15 protein-coding genes and 1 pseudogene are annotated in these 23,909 nt (G+C 71.5%); 6 read left to right on the top strand and 10 right to left on the bottom strand.

Translation table 11 applies throughout. The features are described 5' to 3' along the window. Positions 1-27 precede the first annotated feature (27 nt). The 4 genes and pseudogenes from ABEB07_RS18285 to ABEB07_RS18275 form a co-directional block, all read left to right on the top strand. Positions 28-614: pseudogene (locus ABEB07_RS18285) on the top strand (transposase family protein); the annotation flags it as partial. A gap of 535 nt (positions 615-1,149) precedes the next feature. Beyond that, positions 1,150-1,851 (top strand): hypothetical protein, encoded by a 702-nt coding sequence (locus ABEB07_RS39220; RefSeq protein ID WP_425589031.1) that lies wholly within the window; start codon positions 1,150-1,152, stop codon positions 1,849-1,851. Positions 1,852-1,959: 108 nt separating this feature from the next. Continuing rightward, on the top strand, positions 1,960-6,093 hold the full coding sequence (locus tag ABEB07_RS18280; protein ID WP_425589030.1) for a ricin-type beta-trefoil lectin domain protein: 4,134 nt from the start codon (positions 1,960-1,962) through the stop codon (positions 6,091-6,093). Positions 6,094-6,107: 14 nt separating this feature from the next. Then, positions 6,108-6,713 carry a contact-dependent growth inhibition system immunity protein gene (locus ABEB07_RS18275; protein ID WP_345669308.1) on the top strand — a complete coding sequence of 202 codons (606 nt, stop codon included), beginning with the start codon at positions 6,108-6,110 and terminating at the stop codon, positions 6,711-6,713. A gap of 293 nt (positions 6,714-7,006) precedes the next feature. On the opposite strand, the gene ABEB07_RS18265 is transcribed toward ABEB07_RS18275, so the two are convergent. Then, positions 7,007-7,342, bottom strand: coding sequence for a hypothetical protein (locus ABEB07_RS18265; RefSeq protein WP_345669306.1), 336 nt, complete (start codon positions 7,340-7,342; stop codon positions 7,007-7,009). Positions 7,343-7,651: 309 nt separating this feature from the next. Next, positions 7,652-9,829, bottom strand: a complete 2,178-nt coding sequence (locus ABEB07_RS18260) for an MMPL family transporter (RefSeq protein WP_345669305.1) — start codon at positions 9,827-9,829, stop codon at positions 7,652-7,654. Positions 9,830-10,098: 269 nt separating this feature from the next. On the opposite strand from ABEB07_RS18260, the gene ABEB07_RS18255 reads away from it, so the two are divergent. Beyond that, complete coding sequence (locus ABEB07_RS18255) at positions 10,099-11,175, top strand: hypothetical protein (protein ID WP_345669304.1); 1,077 nt, start codon at positions 10,099-10,101, stop codon at positions 11,173-11,175. A gap of 58 nt (positions 11,176-11,233) precedes the next feature. On the opposite strand, the gene ABEB07_RS18250 is transcribed toward ABEB07_RS18255, so the two are convergent. The 8 genes from ABEB07_RS18250 to ABEB07_RS18215 all read right to left on the bottom strand — a co-directional run bounded on the left by ABEB07_RS18250 (position 11,234) and on the right by ABEB07_RS18215 (position 22,533). After that, positions 11,234-12,193, bottom strand: coding sequence for a helix-turn-helix domain-containing protein (locus ABEB07_RS18250; RefSeq protein WP_345669303.1), 960 nt, complete (start codon positions 12,191-12,193; stop codon positions 11,234-11,236). Between the two features lie 100 nt (positions 12,194-12,293). Next, the gene (locus ABEB07_RS18245; RefSeq protein WP_459115380.1) at positions 12,294-13,481 is read right to left on the bottom strand and encodes a S1 family peptidase; all 1,188 of its coding nucleotides are present in this window, start codon (positions 13,479-13,481) and stop codon (positions 12,294-12,296) included. Between the two features lie 683 nt (positions 13,482-14,164). Continuing rightward, positions 14,165-14,947 (bottom strand): hypothetical protein, encoded by a 783-nt coding sequence (locus tag ABEB07_RS18240; protein ID WP_345669302.1) that lies wholly within the window; start codon positions 14,945-14,947, stop codon positions 14,165-14,167. Next, positions 14,944-15,501, bottom strand: a complete 558-nt coding sequence (locus ABEB07_RS18235) for a SigE family RNA polymerase sigma factor (RefSeq protein ID WP_164587669.1) — start codon at positions 15,499-15,501, stop codon at positions 14,944-14,946. The genes ABEB07_RS18240 and ABEB07_RS18235 overlap by 4 nt, the downstream gene beginning before the upstream one ends. Positions 15,502-15,532: 31 nt before the next feature. Continuing rightward, positions 15,533-16,216, bottom strand: coding sequence for a hypothetical protein (locus ABEB07_RS18230; protein WP_345669301.1), 684 nt, complete (start codon positions 16,214-16,216; stop codon positions 15,533-15,535). Between the two features lie 268 nt (positions 16,217-16,484). Further along, a complete protein-coding gene (locus ABEB07_RS18225) occupies positions 16,485-19,418 on the bottom strand; it encodes a hypothetical protein (protein WP_345669300.1) in 2,934 nt (977 codons plus the stop codon). A 2-nt stretch (positions 19,419-19,420) separates the two neighbouring features. Beyond that, complete coding sequence (locus ABEB07_RS18220) at positions 19,421-21,304, bottom strand: HSP90 family protein (RefSeq protein ID WP_345669299.1); 1,884 nt, start codon at positions 21,302-21,304, stop codon at positions 19,421-19,423. 248 nt (positions 21,305-21,552) lie between these two features. Continuing rightward, positions 21,553-22,533, bottom strand: coding sequence for a hypothetical protein (locus tag ABEB07_RS18215; protein ID WP_176147725.1), 981 nt, complete (start codon positions 22,531-22,533; stop codon positions 21,553-21,555). A 506-nt stretch (positions 22,534-23,039) separates the two neighbouring features. Here ABEB07_RS18215 and ABEB07_RS18210 point away from each other — a divergent pair. Continuing rightward, entirely contained in the window at positions 23,040-23,801 is a 762-nt protein-coding gene (locus ABEB07_RS18210) for a GNAT family N-acetyltransferase (protein WP_345669298.1), read from the top strand. The last annotated feature ends 108 nt before the right edge of the window (positions 23,802-23,909 follow it).

Here is a 23,909-nt window from a genome sequence, read left to right as displayed (position 1 = left end):
ACACAAGATCACTTCTCAAAGACCCTGGGGTTCGGCGTATCCGTCGGCACCGCCCACGCCTACACCACCGCTGTCGTGCGACTCCTCGCCGACCGGGCGCCGGGCCTGCTCAAGACTCTCCGCGAGCACGACCCGGACTGCGTACTGCTGGACGGCACGCTCAGCGAGTGCGACAGCCTGGTGACGGACGCGCCGACTACTCCTACAAGCACCGACGCCACGGCGTGAACGTGCAGGTCGTCACCGATCCCGAAGGCCGGCTTCTGTGGATCTCGCCGGCCTTGCCGGGCCGCGCCCACGGTCTGACCGCCGCACGCACCCACCGCATCATCCGAATCCGCGAACGTCAGGGCGTCCCGATCGTCGCCGACCGCGCCTACATCGGCGCCGGCCCCTGGACCACCACCGCCGTCCGCCGGCCGCCCAACGGTGAACTCACGCCGACCGAACGGACGCTGAACCGCGCTCTCGCCCAGACCCGCGCTCCCGTCGAACGAGGCGTCGCCCGCCTGAAGTCCTGGCGGATCTTCCGCCGGAGCCGCTGCAGCCCGAATCGCATGACAGCCATCGCCGCCGCTGTCCTCACCCTGGGCAACGCTGAAGAGGCTCACTGACCGACATCATCGCAACCGGCCGGATCAAGCAGATCTGGACGGTTGGCACCGAGGTCACCCACAGGCAAGATCCAGCCATATTTCGTTGAGTCGATATCGGCCACATCCTCGCTCTGCGCACAGCGGACACACAGAAAATCCATGGGATGTCGGGCTGTCCGGGCAGCGGTCGCCGCTGATCCGACCGGCAGAGGAGGCCGGCCAGGGCCGACAGTCAAGATCAAAGCCCTGTACGGGCACGAGGGGACCCGCGTAAGGTGGCGCCGCGCTTGGCGGGAACCTGACCATTCCACTTCGGGCCGGGCGCATGTCACTCAGCGACCGGGGGACTGCCGTCGCTCACGGGGAGGAGGGGTGGTTCGTCATGCCACGGCATCGGGGAACCACGCACGTCGACTCGGCCGGTGCCACGAGGCCCTGAACTCCTTTCAGGTCCGTGTGCATCGCCCTCGCCCGTGCGGCCGTTCGACGGCCCTGGCGTCACCCCGCCGAACGTAGAAAGGGATGCTCCTTGCACCCCAGACCGTGGTTCCGCATGCCCGGATCACGCAGATCCGGCCGAGCGGGCGGGCTGACCGCCGCCCTCACCACCGCCGTCACCTCCCTCACCGCGCTGGCGTTGTTCACCGGTCTCGCGGTGCAGCCCCAACTCGCCGCGGAACTGGCCGGCGCCCACTCCAGCGACCGGCCGGACGACTGGTTCGAGACCACCGGCGACGAGCAACTGCGCTTCGACCAGTGCCTGATGACCGACGCGCTGCGCCTCGGCGGCACGGGCATGTACAGCTTCGCGCAGAACGCCCTCAACCAGACCCCGGAGAAACTGCGGGAACTGGCCACGCTCGACGGGGCGTACAACGGCCCGCTGCACGACGCCTACAACCGGGACAAGGCCGCCACCACCGCCAACTGGGAGCGTCTGTACGCCCGTGAGGCGGCGTGGGAGAAGCCGCTGAACGGCCTGCCCGATCCGGGCGGCTTCACCCACACCGGGTTCCACTGGGTGCGCGGCGGCGAAGAGGGCGGCGACTTCTACGACCAGACCGGCCTCGGCAAGTGGGCGAGCCCCGACTGGAGCGACAAGTTCACCTTCTACGATCCCACCCCCGAGGCCGACGCGAAGACGCTCAAGGCCGTGGACGACCTGGGGACCCCCCTCTACGGCCAGGACCCGGATCCGAGCCTGCCCTCCGACCAGTGGAACCGGGCGCTGAACGAGCGCGACGCCTTCAAGTAGCTGCACGGTTTCGCCACGGAGGACGCCGGCGCCGACAACGCCCGTCTCTTCCTCGCCTCGGGCGGCTGGCCGCGTACCGCGCCGGAGCCGGGCAGCACGGAGTACCGGATGGCGGTCGAGGACCTGAAGACCCGCTTCGCCACCTGTGCCTGGCGTGACCCGATCGACCCGAACAAGACGCTCCGCCAGGCGGAGGACGTCGCCGCGCAGGAGTGGCAGCAGGAGATCTCCTCCCAGGCCACCCAGCGCAACCAGATCCTCAACGCCAACCGGGACGCGACCGCGGCTCTCACCAAGGGCGCCGAGACGATGGCCGAGATGCTCGGCCAGTCCTGGATCGCCGACCACCTCACCCGCTGGCAGGACTACTGGAGCGCCGGCGGATTCGGCTGGATCGGCGACGGTCAGCTGGAGATCCAGGTGCCGGGGGCCAGCGGCAAGTGTCTTGATGTGGCCGGCGGCGCCAAGACCAACGGCACCCCGGTGCAGGTTTACACCTGCAACAGCGGCGCGGCCCAGAAGTGGCAGCTGTGGGGGTCGGAGAACGGCGGCTACCGCCTGATGAACCCCAACGCGAGCATGAAGTGCCTGGACGTGGCGGGCAGCAGCGGCGCCGAAGGCGCCAAGATCCAGATCCGGGACTGCGCTTCCACCAAGACCCAGTTCTGGGCCTTCGACGTCCGCAACCCCGGTGCGCTGCGCAACACGGTGACCGGCAAGTGCCTGCACCTGCCGACGTTCGACAACAGCAAGGACGCCGTGCAGTCGACCTGCAACGGCTCCAGTGCGCAGAAGTTCCGTGTCGTGCCCAAGACGCACACCGGGGACGGCACGCTCTCCTACCCGACGAAAGCCAACTTCGACCAGGCCAAGGCCGGCGTCACCGCCGCGCAGACCGCGGCGAAGTCGCAGCTGGCCATCCTCAAGACGCAGCTCGCCACCGCGCAGAAGGCCGCGACCACCTCGGACACCGCGCTGCAGGCCGCGTACGGCGTCGCGGACGCGGGCGGTGCTCCCCGGGGCCGTGGTCTGCTGGTGGGGCAGCAGAAGGACCAGGTGACCAAGGGCGCCGCCGCCGCGCTCCAGGCGCTGGAGAAGGCCGGTGAGACGGCGGAGGCCGCCACCCGTGCCTCGGCCGGTGACAGTCAGACCATCGCGCAGCGGGCGCTGGCGCAGGCCGCGCAGTCGAAGGCGGAGTTCCGCAAGAAGGCCGCCGAGGCGGCCGAGTTGCAGGCCAAGGCCGCGGCCGACGCGGCGAAGATCCATCGGGACAACGCCAAGAAGGACAAGGAGACCGCGGAGGCCAAGCTCGCGGTCGCGGTGCAGGCGGAGGCGGACGCGAAGGCGGCCGCGGCCGACGCGCACGCCAAGCGGCTCGCCGCGGAGGCCGAGGAGAAGACGGCCAAGGCGGAGAAGGAGAACGCCGCCGCCAAACGGGCCGAGGCCGCCGACCACCGCAAGAACGCCGAGTCCGAGGCGACGAAGGCGAAGGACGCGAAGGCGCGGGCCGAGGCCGCGGAGAAGACCGCCGGGGACAGGCGGGACGACGCGGTCAAGGCGAAGGACCACGCCGCGGCCATGCGCGACGACGCCCTGGACGCCGAGCAGAAGGCCCAGGCGGCGCGGGCGAAGGCCGCGGCCAAGCAGTCCTACGCCGACTCCCTGGACTCCGGCAGCGCGGCCGACGCGGCCCGTGCCGCGGCGAACGACGCCGACAAGGCGGCCGACGACGCCGAGGCTGCCGCGACCAGGGCGCGTTCGGAGGCGGACGCCGCGACCAAGGCTGCGGCCGACGCCGACGCCGCGGCCACCCGCGCCGAGGCCGCCGCGAAGCGGGCCCGCTCGGACGCGGACGCCGCGCAGGCGGACAAGCTGAAGGCCGACGCGGCCGTGCGGACCGCGACGAGCGCCGTCGCCGACGCCATCCAGGCGTCCAAGGACGCCTCGGCCGAGGCCAGGGCCGCGGTGAAGCTCGCCGACGAGGCCGAGGCGCACGCCAAGGACGCCAAGACCCAGGCCGACGCCGCGAACAAGGAGGCCGTCACCGCGGTCGCCGCCGCCGCGAAAGCCGCCGGTTTCGCCCATGTCACCGCCCAGGCCGCCGTGGACGCGGGCAAGGCCGCCGAACAGGTCGCCGACCCGGCCAACGACGCCGTCCAGCTCGGCTCCCCCTATGTCGACACCGACTCCGCCGCCGCTCTGGTCGTCCTGACCGGACAGGGTTCCAAGACGATCGCCGAGCAGCAGCAAGCGGTCGCCGACGCCCACGCGAAGAACGCCGCCGCAGAGGCCCAGGCCGCCAAGAACATCGCGGACCAGGCCAAGGGCGACGCCAAGGAGGCCTACACGCACGCGGCCAATGCCGCCAAGTACGCCGCCGACGCCCGCACCTACTCCAAGGAGGCGCTCGGCTACGCGGCCGATGCCGCCAAGGCCGCGTCCGCGGCGGCGGCGTCACTGACCCGCACCATCGGCTACGACAACCAGGCCGCCGCCGACGCCGCGGCGGCCGACGAGGCGGCCGGCAACGCCGAGGGCTACGCCAAGCAGGCCCGCGACTCCGCCGACGCCGCCGAACTCGACGCGGCGGCGGCCCGCTCGGCGGCCGCCCAGGCCGAGCAGGACGCCAAGGACGCCCGCGCGGCGGCCGACCGCGCCGACACTGCCGCGACCGAGGCCGAACAGGCGGCCAAGGACGCGGCCAAGTACGCCGAGGAGGCGCAGGCGGCGGCCGACCGCGCCGAGAAGGCGGCGAAGGCCCAGCAGATCGGCACCGGCACCGTCCCCGACGGCAACGGCGGCTCGATCGGCAACGTGTTCTACGTCGTCGACCACATCGAGAAGGTCGGTGACCCGCAGGTCGTCAGCAAGACGGACGGCTGCGACGGCATCATCGACAAGCTGTTCTACCGGGGCGACTGCACGATCACCTCGAAGATCCGGTACGTGGCCGTTCTCGACCTGTATCTGTGCAGCGCGCAGGACCTGGACCCGCAGAAGTACTCCTGCCCGGCCGAGGCCACGGACTACATCGGACAGATCCGGACCAAGGAACTGTCCCAGACGGTCACGCACACCATCACGATGGAGGAGTACCAGAGCAACATCGACCCGGTCGACATCCTCTTCGGCAGCTGGATCAAGTGCGCCCAGAAGCTCACCCCCGGCGGGCAGAGCGGAAGCTGGGGCGGCTGCGCGTGGGCGGCCGTGGACGTGGCCTCGATGTTCGCGGGCAAGGCCGTCCGGCCCATCGCGGACGCGCTGCGCGCCGTGGACGCCGCCTTCGTCACCGGCGTCGGCGTCCGGGACGCCCTCCAGGCGCTCAAGGCCATCGACGGCATCGACGCGGTGACGGTCGCCGCGATCGAGCGCGAGGTGTCGATCTACGAGGAGCTGGTGACCGCCTGCAAGGTCAACAGTTTCCCCGGCGCCACCCAGGTGGTCCTGGCCGACGGCGGCCGCAAGGCGCTGCGCGACGTGCACGCCGGCGACCTGCTGCTGGCCACCGACCCGGCGACCGGACGCACTCGCGGCGAGCCCGTCACCCGTACCTTCCGGCACAGCGCCCAGGACCTGATGAAGGTGACGCTGGCCGACGGCGGCCGGCTCACCAGCACCCCCGGGCACCGGTTCTTCGTGGCCGACCGCGGCTGGACCCTGGCCTCCGCCCTGCGCCAGGGAGACGTCCTGCGCACCCCGGGCGGCGCCCGCACCGTGTCCGCGGTGGCCGAACGGCACGAGACGACGCCGCGGACGGTGTACGACCTGACCGTCTCCGGTCTGCACACCTTCTACGCCGTGGCGGGCGACAGCCCGGTCCTGGTCCACAACTGCGACGACCTCGTCGCTGACGCGCAGAAGTTCTCCGGGCAGGCCCACACGCTCGACGAGCACACGGCCGGGATCGTCAGCCCGCAGCGGGCCGAGGAGCTGGCCGAGGCGAAGACACTCAAACTCGGCAGGCCCACGCCCAACAGCCTGTTCGTCGACCAGCAGACCGCCCAGCAGGTCGTGGACTACGCGCTGGCCAACAACGCGAACCGGATCAAGAACTGGCTCCAGAAGAGCACCAGGTCGGATCTGCAGTTCGAGGGCACCTTCGGAGCGAGGAACTCGCTCGGCAAGGTCTACTATGCGGACGGGAGCGCCGCGACGGAGGCGGGCAACAGGTTCTACATCAAACTCGTGCGCGCCAAGGGCCACAAGGCCGGTTTCTACGTCCAGACGTGCTACCCGAAGTAGGGAGGTGGGTTCCGATGGCACGCTTCGACCCGTTCGACTTCGGGGTGACGAACGTCATGGGCCTCTTCCATCAAGACTGGATCTACGACGGGGACACGGCTGCCGACGTCGTCGCCAAATACCTCGCCCAGTCGCAGGACGAGGAGGTTCTGGCCGTACGCCGTGACGCACGGCTCCTCGCCGTCCTCTCCTCCGCGACGCTGGAGGTGTTGTGGGAGGCCGGGTCCCAGTACATGCCGGCCTTCCACCTTGTGGGCGGCGGAGCGGAGTGGACGCGCACGGTCGTCGGTCTGTGTGATGCCCGGCTGTCGGCCGGCGCCGAGGTGCACGCGCTCACGGGGGCGGACGCCGAGGAAGGCGCCGCCTGCCTCGACGCGGTCGTCGCCGAGATCGAGGCGGTACGGCTCCTCCCGGCCGAGGTGCGCTCCGCACTCACCGAGTGCGCGCGCCGCTGCAGCCCGGACCTGGCGTTCCGGGTGCTGCTGAGAGCCATGAGATGCGCCAGCCCCGAGGTCTCGCTGACCCCGGCGCAGTACGCGAGGATGGAGGCCATCGGTTCGGCCCTGCAGTACGGCGAGTTCGTCGTCGACACGGTCGAGTACCTGGTCGAGGAAGCCTGACGCGGAAAACCCCGGGGGCGGACGGAGCACGACTCCGGCCGCCCCCCGGCGGCATGTCCGGCGCGCGGTCCGGCTCCCCGTGGCGGAGCACGACCACGGCCGCGGCCTCCTCACCCGGCTCGGTGTGCGGGACACCCAGCACCGCGGCCATGCCTCCGGCCGGGTGCTCGTGGAGCACTTCCTCTGACGTACGGTCGCACTTATGCCGCGCACCCTGGAGTCCCGGTTGGTGGCCCCGTGGAAGACCGTGACCGGGGGCCTGGGCGGAGCGCGGAGGCTTCAGGGAAGCGAACTCAGCTGTCGCGGGTGAAGGTGACGAGGTCGCAGTTGTCGGGGTCGCCGACGAATGCGTAGAGACGTGGACTCTCTCGGCTGCCGCTGACCATGAGACCGTCCCCGTAGTACCTGCCTCGGACATCGCTGTCCCAGTAGCCGCTGATCTTGTGAAAGCTGAAGGAGACAGGCCAGTCCGCGTCGTTGGCGACGGTCAGTTCCCAGGTTCCGCTTCCGGTCCTGCTACGCGGGTCGACGGTGGCGCCCTCCAGGTCTGTGGGCCACCCGACCGTCGTGAACGTCCCGTCACTCTTGAGGATCAAGCGTCCGGCAGAGTTCCGGTAGGCGCCGACCATGTCCCGCGTGCCGAGTCCTTCCGGCCGTTCACCCGCCCCCGGACATGAGGAATTCGGGCTGCCGTAGCAGCCGGTCGTACTCGCTGACGTCACCAGGATCAGCGCGCATGCCAGGCCGGACAACCGTCGGTTCACAACTCACCCCCAGGACAGTTCAGTTGTTTCAGTGTCCCAGTGAGCCGCTCAAGCCGTGTGTGCGGTATCCGTCGCCGACTGCTTCCAGAAGGCCCAGGCTTGGTCCTCCGGCGCCCGGCGCAGTGAGCGGCCCCGCCGGGACACCGTCCGGCGGGGCCGCTCGTCGTGCTGCCGTTAGTTGCTGCGGCCCGCGGGATCGTGGGCGACGTCGTCGTGGCTCTCGCTCTCGTGGGCCGGGAGCGCGGCGGCGGAGCCGGTTCCGGCTGCCCGGTCACCGTGCCCCGGCCACCAGGCCGCGTGCCCGATGAGGGCGGTGAGGCTGGGCGTGAAGAACATCGACATCACGAAGGCGGCGACCGCGATGCCGAAGGAGACGGCGAAACCCATCTCCGTGAGCAGCGAGTTGCCCGCCAGCATCATCGTGGCGAAGGTGGCCGCCAGGATGAAGCCGGCCGCGGCGACGGTCGGCCCGGCGTGCCGGAGTGCCATGCCGGCGGCCTCGCGCGGCTCGCGGCCCTCGCGGGCCTCCTCGCGCAACCGGGCGATCATGAGGATGTTGTAGTCCGTGCCGATGGCGACCACGAAGAGATACATGATCACCGGCAGCATGAACATCAGGCCCGAATGCCCCTGGCCGTTCTGGAAGATCCAGACGGTGGCACCGAGGGTGGAGCCGAAGCCCAGGCCCACGGAGGCCATCAGGTACCAGGGCGCGACGACACTGCGCAGCAGCAGTCCCAAAATGATCATGATGAGGATCGCTGCGACGGGGAAGACGGTGCGGTAGTCGTGGTTGACCGCGGCGTCGATGTCCTTGTAGATCGAGGACATGCCGCCGACCAGGGCCTCGGTGCCGTCGGGGGCGTCGGCGTGCGCGACGTCGCGCACCCGGCCCACGGCGTCGATGGCCTTGTCCGTCGATGCCTCGTACTTCAGCGTGACCGTGAAGTCCGCGGTGGTGCCCGTCTTGTTGACCTGGTTCATCCGGGCGTCCGCGACGCCGTCCACGGCGCCGAGCTTGCGGGCGTAGGAGTCGAACGCGCTCCGGTCCAGCGGCTTGCCGTCGGCGCTGGAGAGGTAGACGTCGGTGGGAGCGGCCGCGCCCGCCGAGTACGCCTTCTGCATCTCGTCCTGGGCGACCATGGACTCCTTGGTCTTGGGCATGGAGCCGGACGCCAGGTCGAAGGTGGCGTGGAAGTTCAGAATGCCCAGCGACAGCACGACCAGGACGAGTCCGGACAGTCCGGCGGTCAGCGCCGGGCGGCGCTGCACGCCGCGGCCCAGGGCGGCGAAGCGGGCGTTCTCCGGTTCCCGCTGCCAGGACTTGGACGGCCAGAAGACCTTCGGCCCGATGAGCGAGACCACGGCCGGGATCAGGGTCAGGCCCGCGATCAGCGTGGCCGCGACCGCGATGGCGAGCGCCGGTCCCATCTGCTTGAGGAAGCCGAGCGTGGACAGCACCAGTGCGAGGAAGGCGATGATGACCGCCCCGGCGGCCGAGGCGATGGCCTCACCGACCCGGTCGACCGCGTTGATCATGGCCAGCTTGGGTTCGTCGCCGGCGCGCAGACGTTCGCGGTAGCGGAACATCAGGAACAGGAAGTAGTCCGTGCCGACGCCGAAGAGCACGACGATCAGGATCGACGAGATCGAGCTGTTGGCCTGGAGGCCGAACAGCTTGGTGGCGTAGGCGATCAGCCCGTTGGCGACGGCCGACACCAGGCCGATGAGGATCAGCGGCAGGATGGCGAGGATCGGCGCCCGGAAGATGATCAGCAGCGTCACCAGGATGATGACGAAGGTGCCGATGCCGATCAGTGCCTGTCCGCGTTTGGACGAGTCCTGCTGGTCGAGTGCCTGGGCCGCGGAGCCGCCCAGTTTGACCTCCAGGTGTGTGCCCTTGGCGAGTTGCTTGACGTCGTCGCGCAACACCTGTGCCGCGTCGGCCTGTTCGGGCTGACCGGCTTTCTTGCTGTCCATCTGTACCAGGGTCAGGTCGTACCTGCCGTCCTTGGACGGCTGGCCGGGGACGACCTTCTGCACCTGGTCGATGTGCTTCTTGCCCAGTTCGGTGGTGATCCGGGCGACGTCCTTCTTGTCGGCGTCGGTCAGCCGGCCGCCGTCGGTGCGCTGGTACAGCGCGATCGCGGACGGCGTGAAGGCGCTGGGGAACGCCTTCTGCTGCAGGTCCGCCGCCTTGATGGACTCGTAACTCTTCGGCAGGAAGCTGCTCTCGTCACTGTTCGAGGGCAGGCCGGGAGCGGTGGCGACGATCGCCACCGCGGCGATGAGCCAGGCCACGATCGTCCAGACCGGATGTCGGACGACGGCGTTGCCTATGGTTCGGAACATGCGGGGGGTCCTCCTGGACAGGAAGATCACCGCAGCCCGGGGAGCGGACCCCGGCATCGGCGACCCCGGCCGACGCGCGTCCAACGCACCGGCCGAATGGTTGTCTTAGGGTCACATGGTAGTGACCGCGCGACTGGATCATTCCAGCAGGCGCGCCCTGGCACGACCGGATATCAAGTGCTCGCCGCCGGTGGTCCGGACTGAGTGCCGGACACGACCGCGGTCGCGGCGGCAGGGGACTGTCGGTGGCTGGTGAAAGGATCACCGGCATGGGTTTCGTACGCACTACTCCGCCGCGGCCCGTCGAGGTGGCCGCGGTCTTTCCCGAGCTGGCTCCGTCGGCGCGACCCGCCATCCGGCTGCATCCGCGTCCGGGGTCGCCGTCGATCAGGGACAGCTCGGTCGGCGGGCCGTTGCTGTGGCCGGCGCAGGAGCCGTGGCCGCACTGCGAGGACGCGCACCTGCATGTGGACACTGGTTTTCGCCAGTCACCGACCGAAGTACGGCTCCAGAGACGCCTGCAGTCCCGGTGGCGTCCCGACGACCGGCCTCCCACGTTCACGCCTGAGGAGGAAGCGCTCAAGGAGCGCAATGCCGCCTGGCTCGCCGAACGGTTCGACGCCGGCCCTCCATGGCCCTCCGAATGCCCGGTTCCGATGGTGCCCGTGGCGCAGCTGTTCCTGCGGGACATACCCCTGTTGCGGCCGCCCGGGCAGGCCGATCTGCTGCAGATTCTCTGGTGCCCGTACGAGCACGAACCGGATAACAAGCCGGCGACCGCGCTGTTCTGGCGGGCGGCCGCGGACGTCGTCGACGTCCTCGCCGCCCCGCCGGAGCCGTACGAGGCGGACTGGCCGGGGTATGTGCCAGAGCCGTGCGTGCTGGCGCCGGAGGCGATCACCGAGTACCCCAACAGCCTGGATCTGAGCCCGGAGCTGGCGGAGATGCTGGCGGACTGGAGCAGGTGGCAGGCGGCCGGCGCCGGTGTGGACGGCTCCTACGCGGAGTCTCCGTGCGACTTCTACTCCATTCATCTGGGCAACGCGCCCGGCTGGAAGGTCGGCGGCTGGCCCCCTTGGGGCCGTACCGACCCGAATCCTCGGTACTGCGCTGTGTGCCAGGTGCCGATGGTGCCGCTGCTGACGGTCGCTTCCTGGGAATGGGACGGCGGCGAAGGGCACAGCTGGGCGCCGGAGGAGGACCAGGCCGCCGCTCTGGCCGGCTCCCACTACGCGGGCCAGGATCCCTCGCAGCCGACGAAGGTGGAAGTGGGCAGCGCGGACAACCTGCAGATCTACGTCTGCCCGACGTCCCCCGAACATCCGCACACCGACCTCGTCCAATGAACGGCCGCCCCTGTCGCGCACCCTCCCGTGACCGGGGTGGCGGCGATGCGGGAGCCGGTCAGCGGGGCCACTTCCACGACATGCCGTGCACGCCGGGTGGACACTTGTGCAGCAGCATGTGCGAGGTGTGCGACACGTCCAGGGCGACACGGCGCTCGTAGCGCGCGGGTGTGTCGATCTGCTCCTTGAAGTAGCGGTGGCAGCTGGTCGGCAGCGCGTCGGGGTGGAAGCAGATGTGCAGCAGGTACTCGTGCGGGCTGGTGCGTACGCGCCGCTCGTAGTGCGGGCATTCCGCCGGTTCGGGGCCGTAGCGAAGTGTGTAGGCGATCAGCGCGCTCTCGTCGCGGGCCAGGGGCCTGCCGAAATGGATCTCCGCGACGACGGTCCGCAGATCCGGCAGCCGGCGTACGGGGCCGAGCCGACCGTAGTGAGCGGTGAGGGTCGCGGTCTGCGCGGCGATCTCGTCGTGTACGACGGTGATGTGGCGCGCCCCGTCCCGTGTCGCCCGTATCACCTGCTTCACGGCGACGGCTCGGCAGCGGCGGCGCGCGTCGATCCGCACCGTCTCGTGGATGGACAACGAGACGAAGTCGTTGTTGAACTGGGCGAATTCGGCGCCCAGGGCGCGTTCGACGTGGGACCGCTCTCCGTACACCTGGCGCGAGGCGTCCAGTCCAGGGGCCTCGCTGGTGGTTCGGCCGCGGGGGCGACTCGGTCCGATGAGGGATCTCAGGGTGCCCGCCGGCAGATCGAGGATGGTTTCGAGGGCGTCCACGGCGCGCAGGGAACGCGCCTGTTCGGGCTGGCTGCGCCCGCGTTGCCAGTAGCTGAGGGTGGCGAGGCTGACGTTGATTCCTTGGGCGGCCAGTCGTTCTCGGACCCGGTCCAGGGAGAGTCCTCGCTGCTGGACGCAGTCGCGGAACACCGCCGCGAACGGGCCGGCGGTGTCCGCGGCGGTCTCCCGCCCGGCAGCGGCGGGGACCCCTTCGGTGGGTCCGACCGGGTCCGGCCTTCTCATGGGGCCTCCGCATCGCTGGTGCGCGTCGTGTGGTGCGGGATCATACGCGCGGGGCGGGCCCGCCGTGAGCGGACCCGCCCTCTGCCTTGCGACCCGGTGGTCAGTTGGTGTTCAGCGTCAGACCGTAGTACGACAGGGCGTCGTCGAGGGGCTGGAAGTACGACGAGCCGCTGGAGTTGGTGCCGCCCGAGCACTGCTGGTCGGTGGGGCCGCCCGAGGTCATGCCCTGCGCCTGGTTGCCGGAGATGTACGCGCCGCCGCTGTCACCGCCTTCGGTGCACACCGACGAGCTGCCCAGACCGGTGACCACGGTGTCGGGACCGCCGTGCTCGTCGATGTAGGTGACGGAGACGTTGTACGACTTGACCGCGCCGCAGGTCCAGCCCGTGGTCTGGCCCGACTTGCACAGCGAGGCGCCGGAGGCCGCGCGCTTGCTGCCCTTGACGGCGATATTGGCTCCGGTGCCCCAGGTTCCGACCTGGGTGGCGATGGAGTCGTCCGAGTCGACCTGGGCGAGGCCCATGTCGACGCTCCGGGTGCCCAGCTTGTAGCGGCTCGCGACGCCCTTCGCGAAGTGCGACTTGTTGTTGTACAGGTCGGTGAGGTCGGCCACGCAGTGACCGGCGCTCACGAGGTACTGACGGCCCGAGGAGTCGTGGGCGCCGTAGCCGACGGAACAGACCCAGCTGCCTTTGTTGTTGGTCCAGGTCATGGGGCTGCCCGGGTAGATCGTCGACTGGGGGCCGAGGCTCTGCCCGTCACGGACGACCCGGACCGCGCTGCCGTGCGAGGCGGCCGCCTTGAGGAACGACTTCGCCGCAGCGGACGTACGACTCGGGTCGACGTGCACGGTGACGGTGTCGCTGGGCAGGTCCACCGACCACGAGGCGACGCCCTCGGGCGCGTTGCGCAGGGCCTGCGTGTCGAGTGACGCCTTGATGCGGTTCAGGGCGTGCTCGCCGCGCTGCGGTACGCGTGCCGCCAGGCCGTGCTGTCTGACCTGCGCGGCCGCGGCAGCCGAGGAGACGTTCACCGTCAGCTTGCCGTCCGCGGTGAAGTAGGCGCCGTCGGTCGCCACACCCGCGTGGTTCAGCTCGCCCAACTCGGCCTGCTGGGCTGCCTGGTGGTCGAGCCGGGCCACGGCGGCGGTCTCGCTGACGCCGAGGGAGTGGGCCAGGGCCGCGACCATCGCCGGCTGGTAGCGGGGCGCGGTGGGGGAAGGGGCGGCCTGAGCGGTGGCGCCCGTGGCGACAGCCGCCGACAGCAGCGTGCCTGCCGCGGTGGCCACCAGGGTTATCCGAGAAACGCGCACGACTTTCCTTTCTGCATGGGCATGTCATGTCCGCATATGGGGTTCCGGCGGGTCTCCTTGAACAGGAGGCGGCCGTCTGCGGTACGCGAGATGCCGGTCCAGCGGCGCAATGGGGGGTGCCGCTGCCCCGAACTCTGACCCATCCTCCGGCGCCGGTTCAAGAAGCGGTCACCGATCCTTTTTCAACAGGAAGCGGAACACTGTTGAATTCAGCGGTGACCGCGGTGGGCATCCTGAACTGAAGGCGAAAAAACGGATAAGGGCGCCGCGTTTTTTACGTATCCGGAATCCGGCGGCACGGTATTGTGCGCGTGCCGCCCGACGCCGTCCTTTTCCTTTGACCGCTGCATCCTCCTGGGAGAACTACGGCCGGTCTCTTGACCACGCCGCTGCCCGAGGCGTGCTCAGTCCGGCAGTTCCCACAGCAGCCGGTAGTACATGACCGGCAGACGGCGACGAGGAGCCCGGCGGGCGCGGCGGGCCGAGCGGGTTCGGCGGTCCGTGGTGCGAAGGCGGAGCGCCGGCGGGACATCGGGGCCGACGGCGAACTCACCGGTCCTCCGCCGCCCGTGGCGCGCTGGTCTCGTGGTCGCGGGTGAACTGGACGTTCGCGGCCGTGGCCGGTGGGGTGGTATGGCGGCCGGGGCCGGTCGGGGCGGTCAGCGCAAGTCGGTGTCGTGGCTGAGCCGGTGGTGGTGGGCGTCGTACTGGTCGACGGCGGTGATGGTCCGCCCGTCGGGGACGGGCGCGGCCCAGGCGCGGTAGACGGTGCCCGGGACGGTGACCGTGGCCGCCTTGACCTGCGTACCGTCGGACAGGGACACCACGCCGTAGGCGACGGCGGCTTCGGGGTTGGAGACCAGCAGGCGGGTGCCGCTGAGGCCCTTCTCGTGCAGGCCCCACAGGCCCATCTCCCCCGACGCCCGGGGGTCCTGGGCGCCGTTGACCTGCTGGCAGTCGGACCAGGGGCCGCCCTGGTGGTCGATGCGGACCCCACCGATGACCATGCGCTGGCACAGCAGCGACGCGCTCGGCGCCGTGGCCGCGCCGGGTGGCGTGGGCGGCGCGTAGTCCTTGGGCAGGGTGCGGTGGAACTCCAACGCCACCGACCAGCGGTGGCCGTCCGTCGTCCCCTCGGCCACCCGGGCGCCGACCGTGTCGGGAGCGGGGGCGGGTGTGGGGGTTGCGGAGCGGGTCGGGAGGGGCGAGGGCCGGTCCGCGGCGCCGACGGCGTCGGGCGCCGGCTTCAGGAAAGGGACCGCCAGGCCGACGCCGAGGACGCAGGCGGCGCTCGCCACGGCGGCCGCGGCCCGGCGGCGTTTCCTGCGGGCGCGCGCGGCGGTCAGGATGCGGTCGACGGGAGCCTGGGACGCGGGATGCGCGTCGCGTGATCGGGCGGCGGCGGCGCGCAGCCGGTCTTCTTGGTCGTGGTCAGGAGTCATCGTGCCTCTGCGGGGCGGCTGGGGCGGTGGGTGCGGGCGAGAGCCGAGCGGCTGCGCAGTTTGGCCAGGGCCCGGGACGCCTGGCTCTTCACGGTGCCGACCGAGCAGCCGAGGAGGTCCGCCACCTCCTCGACGGACAGGTCCTCGCAGTAGCGCAGCACCACGACCGCGCGCTGCCGCTCGGGCAGTTCGGCGAGCCCGCGGGCCAGTGCGTCGTGCACCTCCGAGCCCCCGGCACCGGCCCCGTCGTCGTGGACGGGACCGGTGTCGGGCAGCGACGGGAGAAGGAGGTGGGTGATCCTGCGGCGGCGGTACCGGCTGCGGTTGGTGTTGACCAGGGCGCGCCGGACGTAGTGCTCGACGCGCTCCGGTTCCAGGCGCCGCCAGTGCGGGTACACCTTCGCCAGCGTGGTCTGCACCAGGTCTTCCGCCTCGTGGAAGTCGCCGGTGAGGAGGTACGCGGTGTGGGTCAGGGACCGCCAGCGGGCGGTGACGAACCGGGTGAAGTCCGCGTCCGGTCCGCTGTCCGCGGCCCTGCGGTCACTAGGCTGCACGGCAGGATGCGCCCGTCCTTCGTCTCAGTGGTCAGTGCCAGTTGGTGTCGTGGCTGAGCAGGCGGTGGCGGGCGTCGTACTGGTCGACCGCGGTGATGGTCCGCCCGTCGGGTATGGGCGCGGCCCAGGCGCGGTAGACGGTGCCGGGGACGGTGACCGTGACCGCCTTCACCCGCGTGCCGTCGGACAGGGACAGCACACCGTAGGCGACGGCGGCTTCGGGCTTGGCCACCATCAGCCGGCTGCCGCTGACGCCCTTCTCGTGCAGGCCCCACAGGCCCAACTCCCCCGCGACGCGGGCATCGTGGGCGCCGTCGACCGGCTGGCAGTCGGCCCACGGGCCGCCCTGGTGGTCGATGCGGACGCCGCCGATGTACATGCGCTGGCACAGCAGCGACGAGGCGACGGGCGTCGTCCCGTCCGGGAGGGTGGGCAGGGTGTAGCCCTTGGGCAGCGTGCGGTGGAACTCCAGCGCCACCGACCAGCGGTGGCCGTCCACCGTGCCGCGGCCGATCATCTGCGTGACCACCTGCGGCGGGCGCGGCGTCCGCTGGTGAGCGGAAGCGGTTCGTGCGGCGGCGGAGGCGGGCGCCGACGCCTTGTGGGCGGCCGGGCCCGGCGTCGCCGCGATCGCGGAGGCGCCGAACGACATCCCGCCGAGAGCGGCGACGGCGACGGCCGCTCTGGCCGCCTTCCTGCCAGGACTGAGAGCCATGGAGTACTTTCCCTTCGGAGCTGCCGCCCGGCACCGCGCCGGGCGGTCCTCGACGGCCGACACGCTGGGCCCGCGTGCCGGCCTGCCGCGATCACCGGGACGGCGTCGCGGCTCGGACATCCGCTCGTAGGTACTCCCGAACCCGCGCGGTGGGTTGCACGACCGCGCGAGATCACTTCACACGGACCGATTCGTCACGGTTGCGGGGTGTTTCCTCGTTCGTGTGAAGGGGCTCTGGCTCCCTGTCTGTGAAACGCGGCCCTTCGGGTCACTCCCCCTCGCGCAGCTGTGTCGCCAGGGAGGTCAACGGCTTGGCCTCCTCGGTGTGGCCCAGCGCGGTCAGGCGGGTGACCGCCGCGTCGAGGCGGGGGAGGGCGGGTGCGGGGCGCTTCAGGTAGATGCCCTCCACCGCCCCGGCGAGCCGGACGCACTCGGCCCACTCACCGGCGTGTCCCTGCTCCTCCCCCGGTTCGCCGAGCAGGGCGAGCGCCTCGTCCAGGGCGGTCAGGGCGGCCTCGTACTCGCCCGCGTAGGCGTTGACCCGTCCGTGTTCGTAGGCCAGTGCGCTGTCCAGGGAGCGGTCGCGGGCCTCGTAACCGGCGGCGCGGGCCTCGTCGGCGATCCGGCCGGCGTCGGCGAGGTGGGCGAGGGCTCCGGCCAGGCCCTCCGCGCCCTGCTGCTGGGCCTGGAGCCGGGCGAGTTCGCGCAGACAGCTGCTGAGCTGCTCGTAGCGCGGGGCCAGGGCGTGGGCGGCGAGCGCCTGCCGGGCGGCCTCGCGGGCGCGGTCGAACTCGCCGGACTCGCCGAGCAGTACGGCCGTCTCCGCGGCGATCATGGCGTGGCTCGACGGGTCGTCGTCCCAGCCGGCCGACTCCGCCGCGAGGGAGACGAACTCCGCCGTGGCGGCCTTCAGGTCCTCGCCCGCGTGCAGCGCCCGGGCGCGGGTCAGCCGCAGCTGCGCGACCAGTCTGTCGTCCAGCTCGCCGGCGACGACGTCGGGTTCGAGCAGGAGCGAGTCGAGCAGGGCGATGCAGTCCTCGACACGGCCCAGGTCCAGGGTGAGCTGGGCGGCGTTGCTGTAGGTGCAGTACGCGGCGGTGCGACTGCCGCGACGCAGGTCCAGCTCGGCCGAGCGCGTCAGGTGCCGCAGCGCCTCGTCCGGGCGCCCCAGCCGCATGCAGGTCTGGGCCAGCAGGGCGTGCACGCGACCGGTGTCGGTCGCGTGCGCCGGCCAGTCGGCGGCCAGCCGCAGCGCCTCGGTCAGGTCCGCGTGCGCGGCCTCCGCGTCCCGGAGACCGAGGTGGATCTGGCCGCGGAGCACGAGTGTGCGGGGCAGGTGCCAGGCGGGACCGTCCGCCCGCAGCCGCTCGACGAGGGCGTCGGCCTCGGCGACGGCGGCGGGCAGGTCACCGGTGAGGGCGTGGGTGCTGGCCCGCAGCAGCCGGGCGCCGGAGACCTGTCCGACCTCGTGCCGGACGGCGTGTTCGTGCAGCAGGTCGACCTCGGCGAACGCCGGCGCCGCGTGCTCCTCGTTTCCCGAGGTCTGCAGGCGCAGGCCGAGTACGCTCGCCCGCAGCCTGAGCAGACGGGCCTCCTGGCGCGGCGCGAGGTCCGGTGTCTCCTCGTGCAGCCGCACCATGGCGGCGTGGGCGTCGGTGAGCGCGGCGGCCTTCTCGGCCGGGTCGGCGTCCTCGCCGGCCTTCTCGGCGGTGGCGAGCAGCGCGGCGGCGCGGGCGAGCGCGGCGGCGCCCGGCAGGCCCGCTTCCTCGTAGCGGGCGGCGGCCTGCTCGTACAGGGCCGTGGACCTGGCGAAGTCGTCCCGCTCCCCCGCCGTTCCGGCCTCGTCGGCCAGTAGGTCGGCGCGCAGTCGTGCGAGCGGGCCCACGGCCGGGTCGTCGGGGTGGGTGTAGTCGGGGGCGTCGAGCAGGGTGCGCAGCCGGGCCCAGCGGGCCTTGGCGTCCGGGTGACCCTCTTCGTCCAACGACCTTGTCCGGACGATGAGTTCGGTGAGCGATTCGGGGAGGGCGGCGGGCGCGGGGGTGGACGTGGCCGCGGTGGGCGCGGGTGCGGCCGGGGTCACGTCTTCGAGGGTGCGGACGCGCAGGGTCAGTTCGAGCGCCGCCAGGAGCGGGGCGCGTTCCAGGCGGGCCCGGCGGCGGTCGGCGTGGGCCGTGGTTCCGTTGCGGGCGTCGAAGCGGGCGGCGAGGTCGTCGGCGCGGTCGCGGACCTCGGCGCGCAGGGCGGCCGCGGACCAGGTGCGGCCGGCGTATCCGGCGGCGGGCAGCTCGCCGTGGCCCAGGAGCTCGACGCGCTGGAGGAGGACCTCGACGCCGGTGAGGAAGCTGAGCAGGTCGAGCGGCGAGTCGACCTCGTCGAACAGGTTCCGGTTCTCCGCGAGCAGTTCCAGGCCGCGCGCCTCGTTGCCGGTCAGTGCGCAGAACTCCAGGTGCCGGCCGACCTCTCCGGACATGGCGGGGTTGCGACGGCAGGCGCGGTACCCGGTGAGATGCAGCGTGCGGGCCTCGTCGGCGCGGGCGGCGCGCAGCAGGGGCAGCAGCGCGTACGAGGCGGAGCGGGCCGGCTCCTCCTGGCAGGACTGCTTTCCGGCGAGGACGGGCTCCCAGGTTCGCAGCGCCCGCTGGTCGTCGCCGGCCGTGAGGTGGTGGCGGGCGCGCTCGCAGATCTCGCAGGCCTCGCAGTCGCTGTACGGGGTGCGGGCGCGGGCCGCCCACAGTTCGTAGGCGGCGGTGGTGTCCTCACCCAGGTGGTCGGCCAGCTGGTAGACCTGCCCGTAGTAGGGCTGGAGGCCGAGGCCGGCCTTCTCGTACCGGTCGCGCATCTCCGTCAGCCACTGGCGCAGGCCGGACAACGGGACCTCGGGCAGGGCGCGCAAGGCGTTGGCCACCCACTTGAACCGCCAGAAGAGCTGGTTGCGCTGCCGCTCGTCGAAGACGTCGGGCTGCTCGTCGAGGAGGGTGAGCAGGCGGGCGAAGACGACGGGCGACTTCCGCGGTTCGGAGCCGTAGGTGTACGCCTCCTGGAGTTCGAGGAGCGCGTCGATGAGCGGCTCGGGATCGTCGAACTGCTCGGCGGCCTCGGCCAGTTCCTCGGCGGTGACGGTGCGGGTGCGGCCGTAGGGGCGGCGGTCGTTCTCCCGGAGCTCCTGGTACAGCTCGTCGGTGGTCTGGGGTGCGGTCGGCATCGTCAGCTGTCCTTGCGGAGGGCGTGGGCGAGGAGGTCGAGGAAGGAACGGTTGATGAGGCTCGACTCGGCGGGCCGGAGCGGGCGCCGGGACAGCATCGCGGCCTGTCCGTAGAGGGCTTCGGCGCTGGTGCGGGCGAGTTCGGGCTCGTCGATGGCGACGGCGGCGCGGACCAGCGGGTTGAGCTGGTTGAGGATCAGCTGGGCGCGCGGCTCCTGCCGGCTGAGGTGGCCGAGGATGTCGCCCCACAGTCCGCCCTCCTGCTCACGGGCGAGCCGGGAGCGGGTGCGCTCGTGCCGGGCCTCGCGGCTGTCGACGAGGAGCGCGGGCGCGGAGGCGGGCTGGAAGGTGCGCAGCGCGACGTCGCAGTCGAAGACGGCGAGGGCGTCCCGGGCCCGGGCGAGGTAGGCGGCGGCGGCGAGTTCCGTCTCGCGGTCGACCGGGTCGAGGTGGGCGGTGAGGGTCGCCGGGTCGAGGTCGGCGACGACGGCCTCCGGGCGGATCTCGGGGAGCCGGTGGACCAGTTGCCGGTCGTAGGTGTAGCCGCCGTTGACGACGCCGAGCCCGGCGGCCGAGGCGATGGCCGCGACCTGGCGGAACTCCTCCACGCTGGAGGTCACGAGCACGGTGCGGTGGGTGCGCGCGAACTCGTCGAGGGTGGTGTGTCCGTCGGTGGTCTCGAACGGCAGCCACGGCAGCAGCATCCGCAGTATCTCGTCGTCGTGCACGGCGAGCGACTTGACGGCCAGGTGGTGGACCTGGAGGAAGCGGGAGAGGAGTTCGGGGTCGCTGGCGGCGGTGCGGGCGATCCATGCCCTGAGCCGTTCGGCGAGGGCGTCGCGGACCGCGGCGAGCGTGTCGTCCTCGTACAGGGACTCGCGGGACGCGGTCGGGCGCAGGCTCTCGGCGTCGATGACGCAGCGGACGAAGAACGCCCACTCGGGCAGGATCTCCTCGGCCTGCTCGGACAGCAGCATGCCCTTGACGTGCACCCGGTGGCCGTGGCGGCGTCCGGCGGGCACGGCTTCGGACAGTACGCAGGCGATGCCCTTCAGGCCCACGGCGGGCAGGTCGAGCTCGATGGTGTCCAGCGGCTTGAAGCCGAGGACGTCCTCGCCGTACGCGGCCAGTGCGCGCGAGCGCGTGCCCGGCGTCGGATAGGTACGGGCCCAGGGGGCGGGCTCGGGGTTGACGGGGTCGGCCGGGCGGTCCCTGCCGTCGTCGAAGGTCACCGGGTGCCGCAGCAGGGAGCCGAAGTGCTGTGCCAGGGCGTGCACTTGGGTCGGTGCGGTCCACTCGGCAGCGTCGGCGCGCGGCGTCAGGGTGACGGTGGTGCCGGGCCGGGGCCGGGCGGAGGCGGGCAGGGTGCGGACGCGGTAACTGCCGTCGCCGCGTCCTCGCCACTCGACGGCGGGTGCGTCGGGGGTGTGGGCGGTGCGGCTCACCACGTGGATCTCGTCGGCGACCAGGAAGCAGGAGAGCAGGCCGATGCCGAACTGGCCGATGAAGTCGCCGCGTTGCTCGGCGATCTTCCCCCAGCCTCGAATGGGCTCTTCCTCGGGTCCCCCGGTGGTGCGCTTGCTGCTGCGGCCGATGGTGGCGAGGAAGGTGTGCACGTCGGCCTCGGTGAGACCTACGCCGTCGTCCTCGACGCGTACGACCGAGCCGTCGGCGTACAGGCGGATGCCGAAGGCGTCGGCGGGGGCGTCCGGTTCGAGGCGGTGCCGGGCGGTCAGGGCGTCCACCGCGTTCTGCAGGAGTTCACGCAGGTAGACGCGGGGGCTGGAGTAGAGGTGGTGGGAGAGCAGATCGACGAGGCCGCGCAGATCCACCTGGAAGGCGCGGTCGGCGCCGGTCGGGTTCGCGGGGGTGTCGGGCAGAGTCATCTCGGAGTCCGGGGTCGGGTGTTTCGACGGGCGACGGGCGACGGGTGACGGGTGGAGCGAGGTGCTTTCGGGCCGCGGGTGGGTGGGGCGCCGTGGGACCGCGGGTGCGGTGCGCGCTGCCGTGGAGCCACGAGCGCGGCCAACTGCCGTGGGCTGTCGCCGGCTGCCATTGGCTGTCGTGGGGACGCTGAGCGCCGGAGGTTCACCGGCGGGGTGATGTGCCGTGGGGGCACGGGCCCGGTGGCGGCTCAGGCGTGTCGTCGGAAGTGGGCGTACATCTTCTCCGGCTGGGCCATGAACTTCCAGGGCCATGCGGTGTACGCCCCGTCCAGTTCGTGGAAGACGCGCGGGGCCACGACGCTCTCCTGGGCCAGCGACAGGGCCATGGCGAAGATGTTGAAGTCCTCCTGCCAGCCGGGGCGCCGCTCGTAGGCGGGGTGGAGGATGCTGTGCCTGGCCGCGTCCTTCAGCTCGTTCTGGATCGCCGGGGTGTCGAGGCAGTCCTTGTCGTCCGACTCCACCCAGTCCTCGATGTGGGCCAGGGCGACCACGCAGCCGAGACGATGGCCCTCGGGCGCGGCGGTGACCGCCTCCCGCGCGAACTCCATGGCCTGGCCCGGTTCGCCACTCCACCGGGGCTGGAGGTACGACACCCACTCGATGTGGGTCTCCAGGTCCAGCGGGTCGCGGCGCAGGGCCGCGTCGAGCCGGGCCTCGTTGACGTCCAGGCCGAGCGACATGCCTCGGCCGGACGTGAGGAGGCGGCGCCACGGCGTGACCCACTCAGGGCGCAGCTCGGCGGCCTCCAGGAGCTGGTCCTCGCCGATACGGAGCCGCTGGTAGAAGACCTGCCACTGTTCCCGGGAGACGTCGACGGCACGTGCGCTGGTGCGCGCCTCCCAGCCCCAGAGGACGTGGCGCGCCCCGGATATCAGCAGGGCCGTCGCCCGGTACTCCTTGTCCTCCTCGGCGGCCTGGACGATCCAGTCCTGCACCCCGTCCACGTCGGCCAGTTCGGCCAGAACCCGGTGCTGACGGCCGAGATCGAAGGGGGCCAGGCCGGCCTTGACCGCCTCCCAGTCCCCCGCCTCGGCCGCCTGCACGAGCGCGAGCACCCGCACGTCGCCGAGCGCGTCCACTGGGTACACGCCGTTCTTGCGCCGGGCGGGCAGGGCGTACGGATCCACCGCCGGTCTCTTCTCGCCCCCGCCGAACAACTTGCGGAACATGCCACACCCTCCCCTGGTTTCGCATGATCGTCCGGTGCAGCATAAGCGGCCCCACCGACACTGTCGTCACAGGGCCTTCACGATCGCTCCACGGGCTCACGCCGACACATGCGATGGTCCGGTGCGCGGTGGGGAGAGGGCGCCGTACGAGGCGGCGGCCGCGTGGCGCGTGGATTCCAGCGGTGCGCGTGCGCCTGGGTCTCGGTGCCATGGCACCGGGTGGCACTGCCGGGACTTCGGGCGTCCCGGCATGCGAAGACCCCGTCTCCGATGTACCGGAGACGGGGTCTGGATGGAGCGCCGGGCAGGCCTTGCACCTGCATCTCCCCGCAGGAAGCGGGACGTCTTTCCTTGGACCACCGACGCGCGACCGGCCCACCGGACTTCCGGCGGCCAGATCGAGATCAACTATAGCGCACGTGTTCGCAGTCGGGCCCCGAGGAGCCTGCGCCCCACCAGAGGTAATTCGTAGGCGGCCCTGGTCGACGGCTGCCTACGCTCCCCCCATGCCGAACTCTGAACTACAGCGGATCAACTCCTTCCTGTCGGCCTTCGCCCGCCGCCAGGCCGCGCGCGTCGTCGACCTGCCAGGCGGATTCGCCGTACATGACGATGCCTTCGCGCATTCCCACGCGAACAACCAGGTCGTCATCGACGCGGCCGTTGCCCCCGAGGCGCTCGTCTCCATCGCGGAGGAGGCGCTGGGGCATCTGCCGCACCGAATGGTCTCCGTCCTTGACGACGAAGTCGGAATGGCGTGCGCAGAGCGGCTGACCCGGGCGGGCTACACCCACTCCACCTATCTGGTCATGCTGCACGCCGGCCCGGCGCCGGCCGGCGGGCCCGCGGCGGAAGTGGACCTCGACACGATCCGCGTCCCACTCACCCGGCGCTGGCGGGGCTTCCTTCCGGATGCCGACGACGAGGTCATACGCCACCTCGTCGACCGACGCGAGGCGCGTCGCCGCGGGGCCGATGTCGTCCACTTCCTCGGTGCCCGCACGGAGGAGGGCGAGGTCGCCTCCTGGGCCGACCTCTATCTGGACCCGGCAACCGGAACAGCCCAGATCGAGGACCTGATCACCTCGGAGGCCCACCTCGGGCGCGGTTACGCGGACGCCGTCCTCACCACCGCCTTGGGCCTGGCCATCGGCAACGACTGCGGAACCCGGTTCCTGATCGCCGACGCGACGGACTGGCCACGACACTGGTACGAGCGTCGCGGCTTCTCCGTCATCGGCCACTCCCACTGCTTCGAACGGAGCTGATCGTGAGCAAGGACTGGGGCAGCGGGACCGAGCGGGTGGGGCAGCACGTCCACCGCCCGCTTCCCCCTTGCGGGTGCCGGTCCGAGCCGCTCACAGCCTGGATCGGAA

This window comes from Streptomyces similanensis, from assembly GCF_039543625.1.
In the GTDB taxonomy this organism is placed as follows: domain Bacteria; phylum Actinomycetota; class Actinomycetes; order Streptomycetales; family Streptomycetaceae; genus Streptomyces; species Streptomyces similanensis.
Note: the sequence above shows the minus strand (reverse complement) of the source record. Positions and strands in the feature narration are given on the sequence as shown.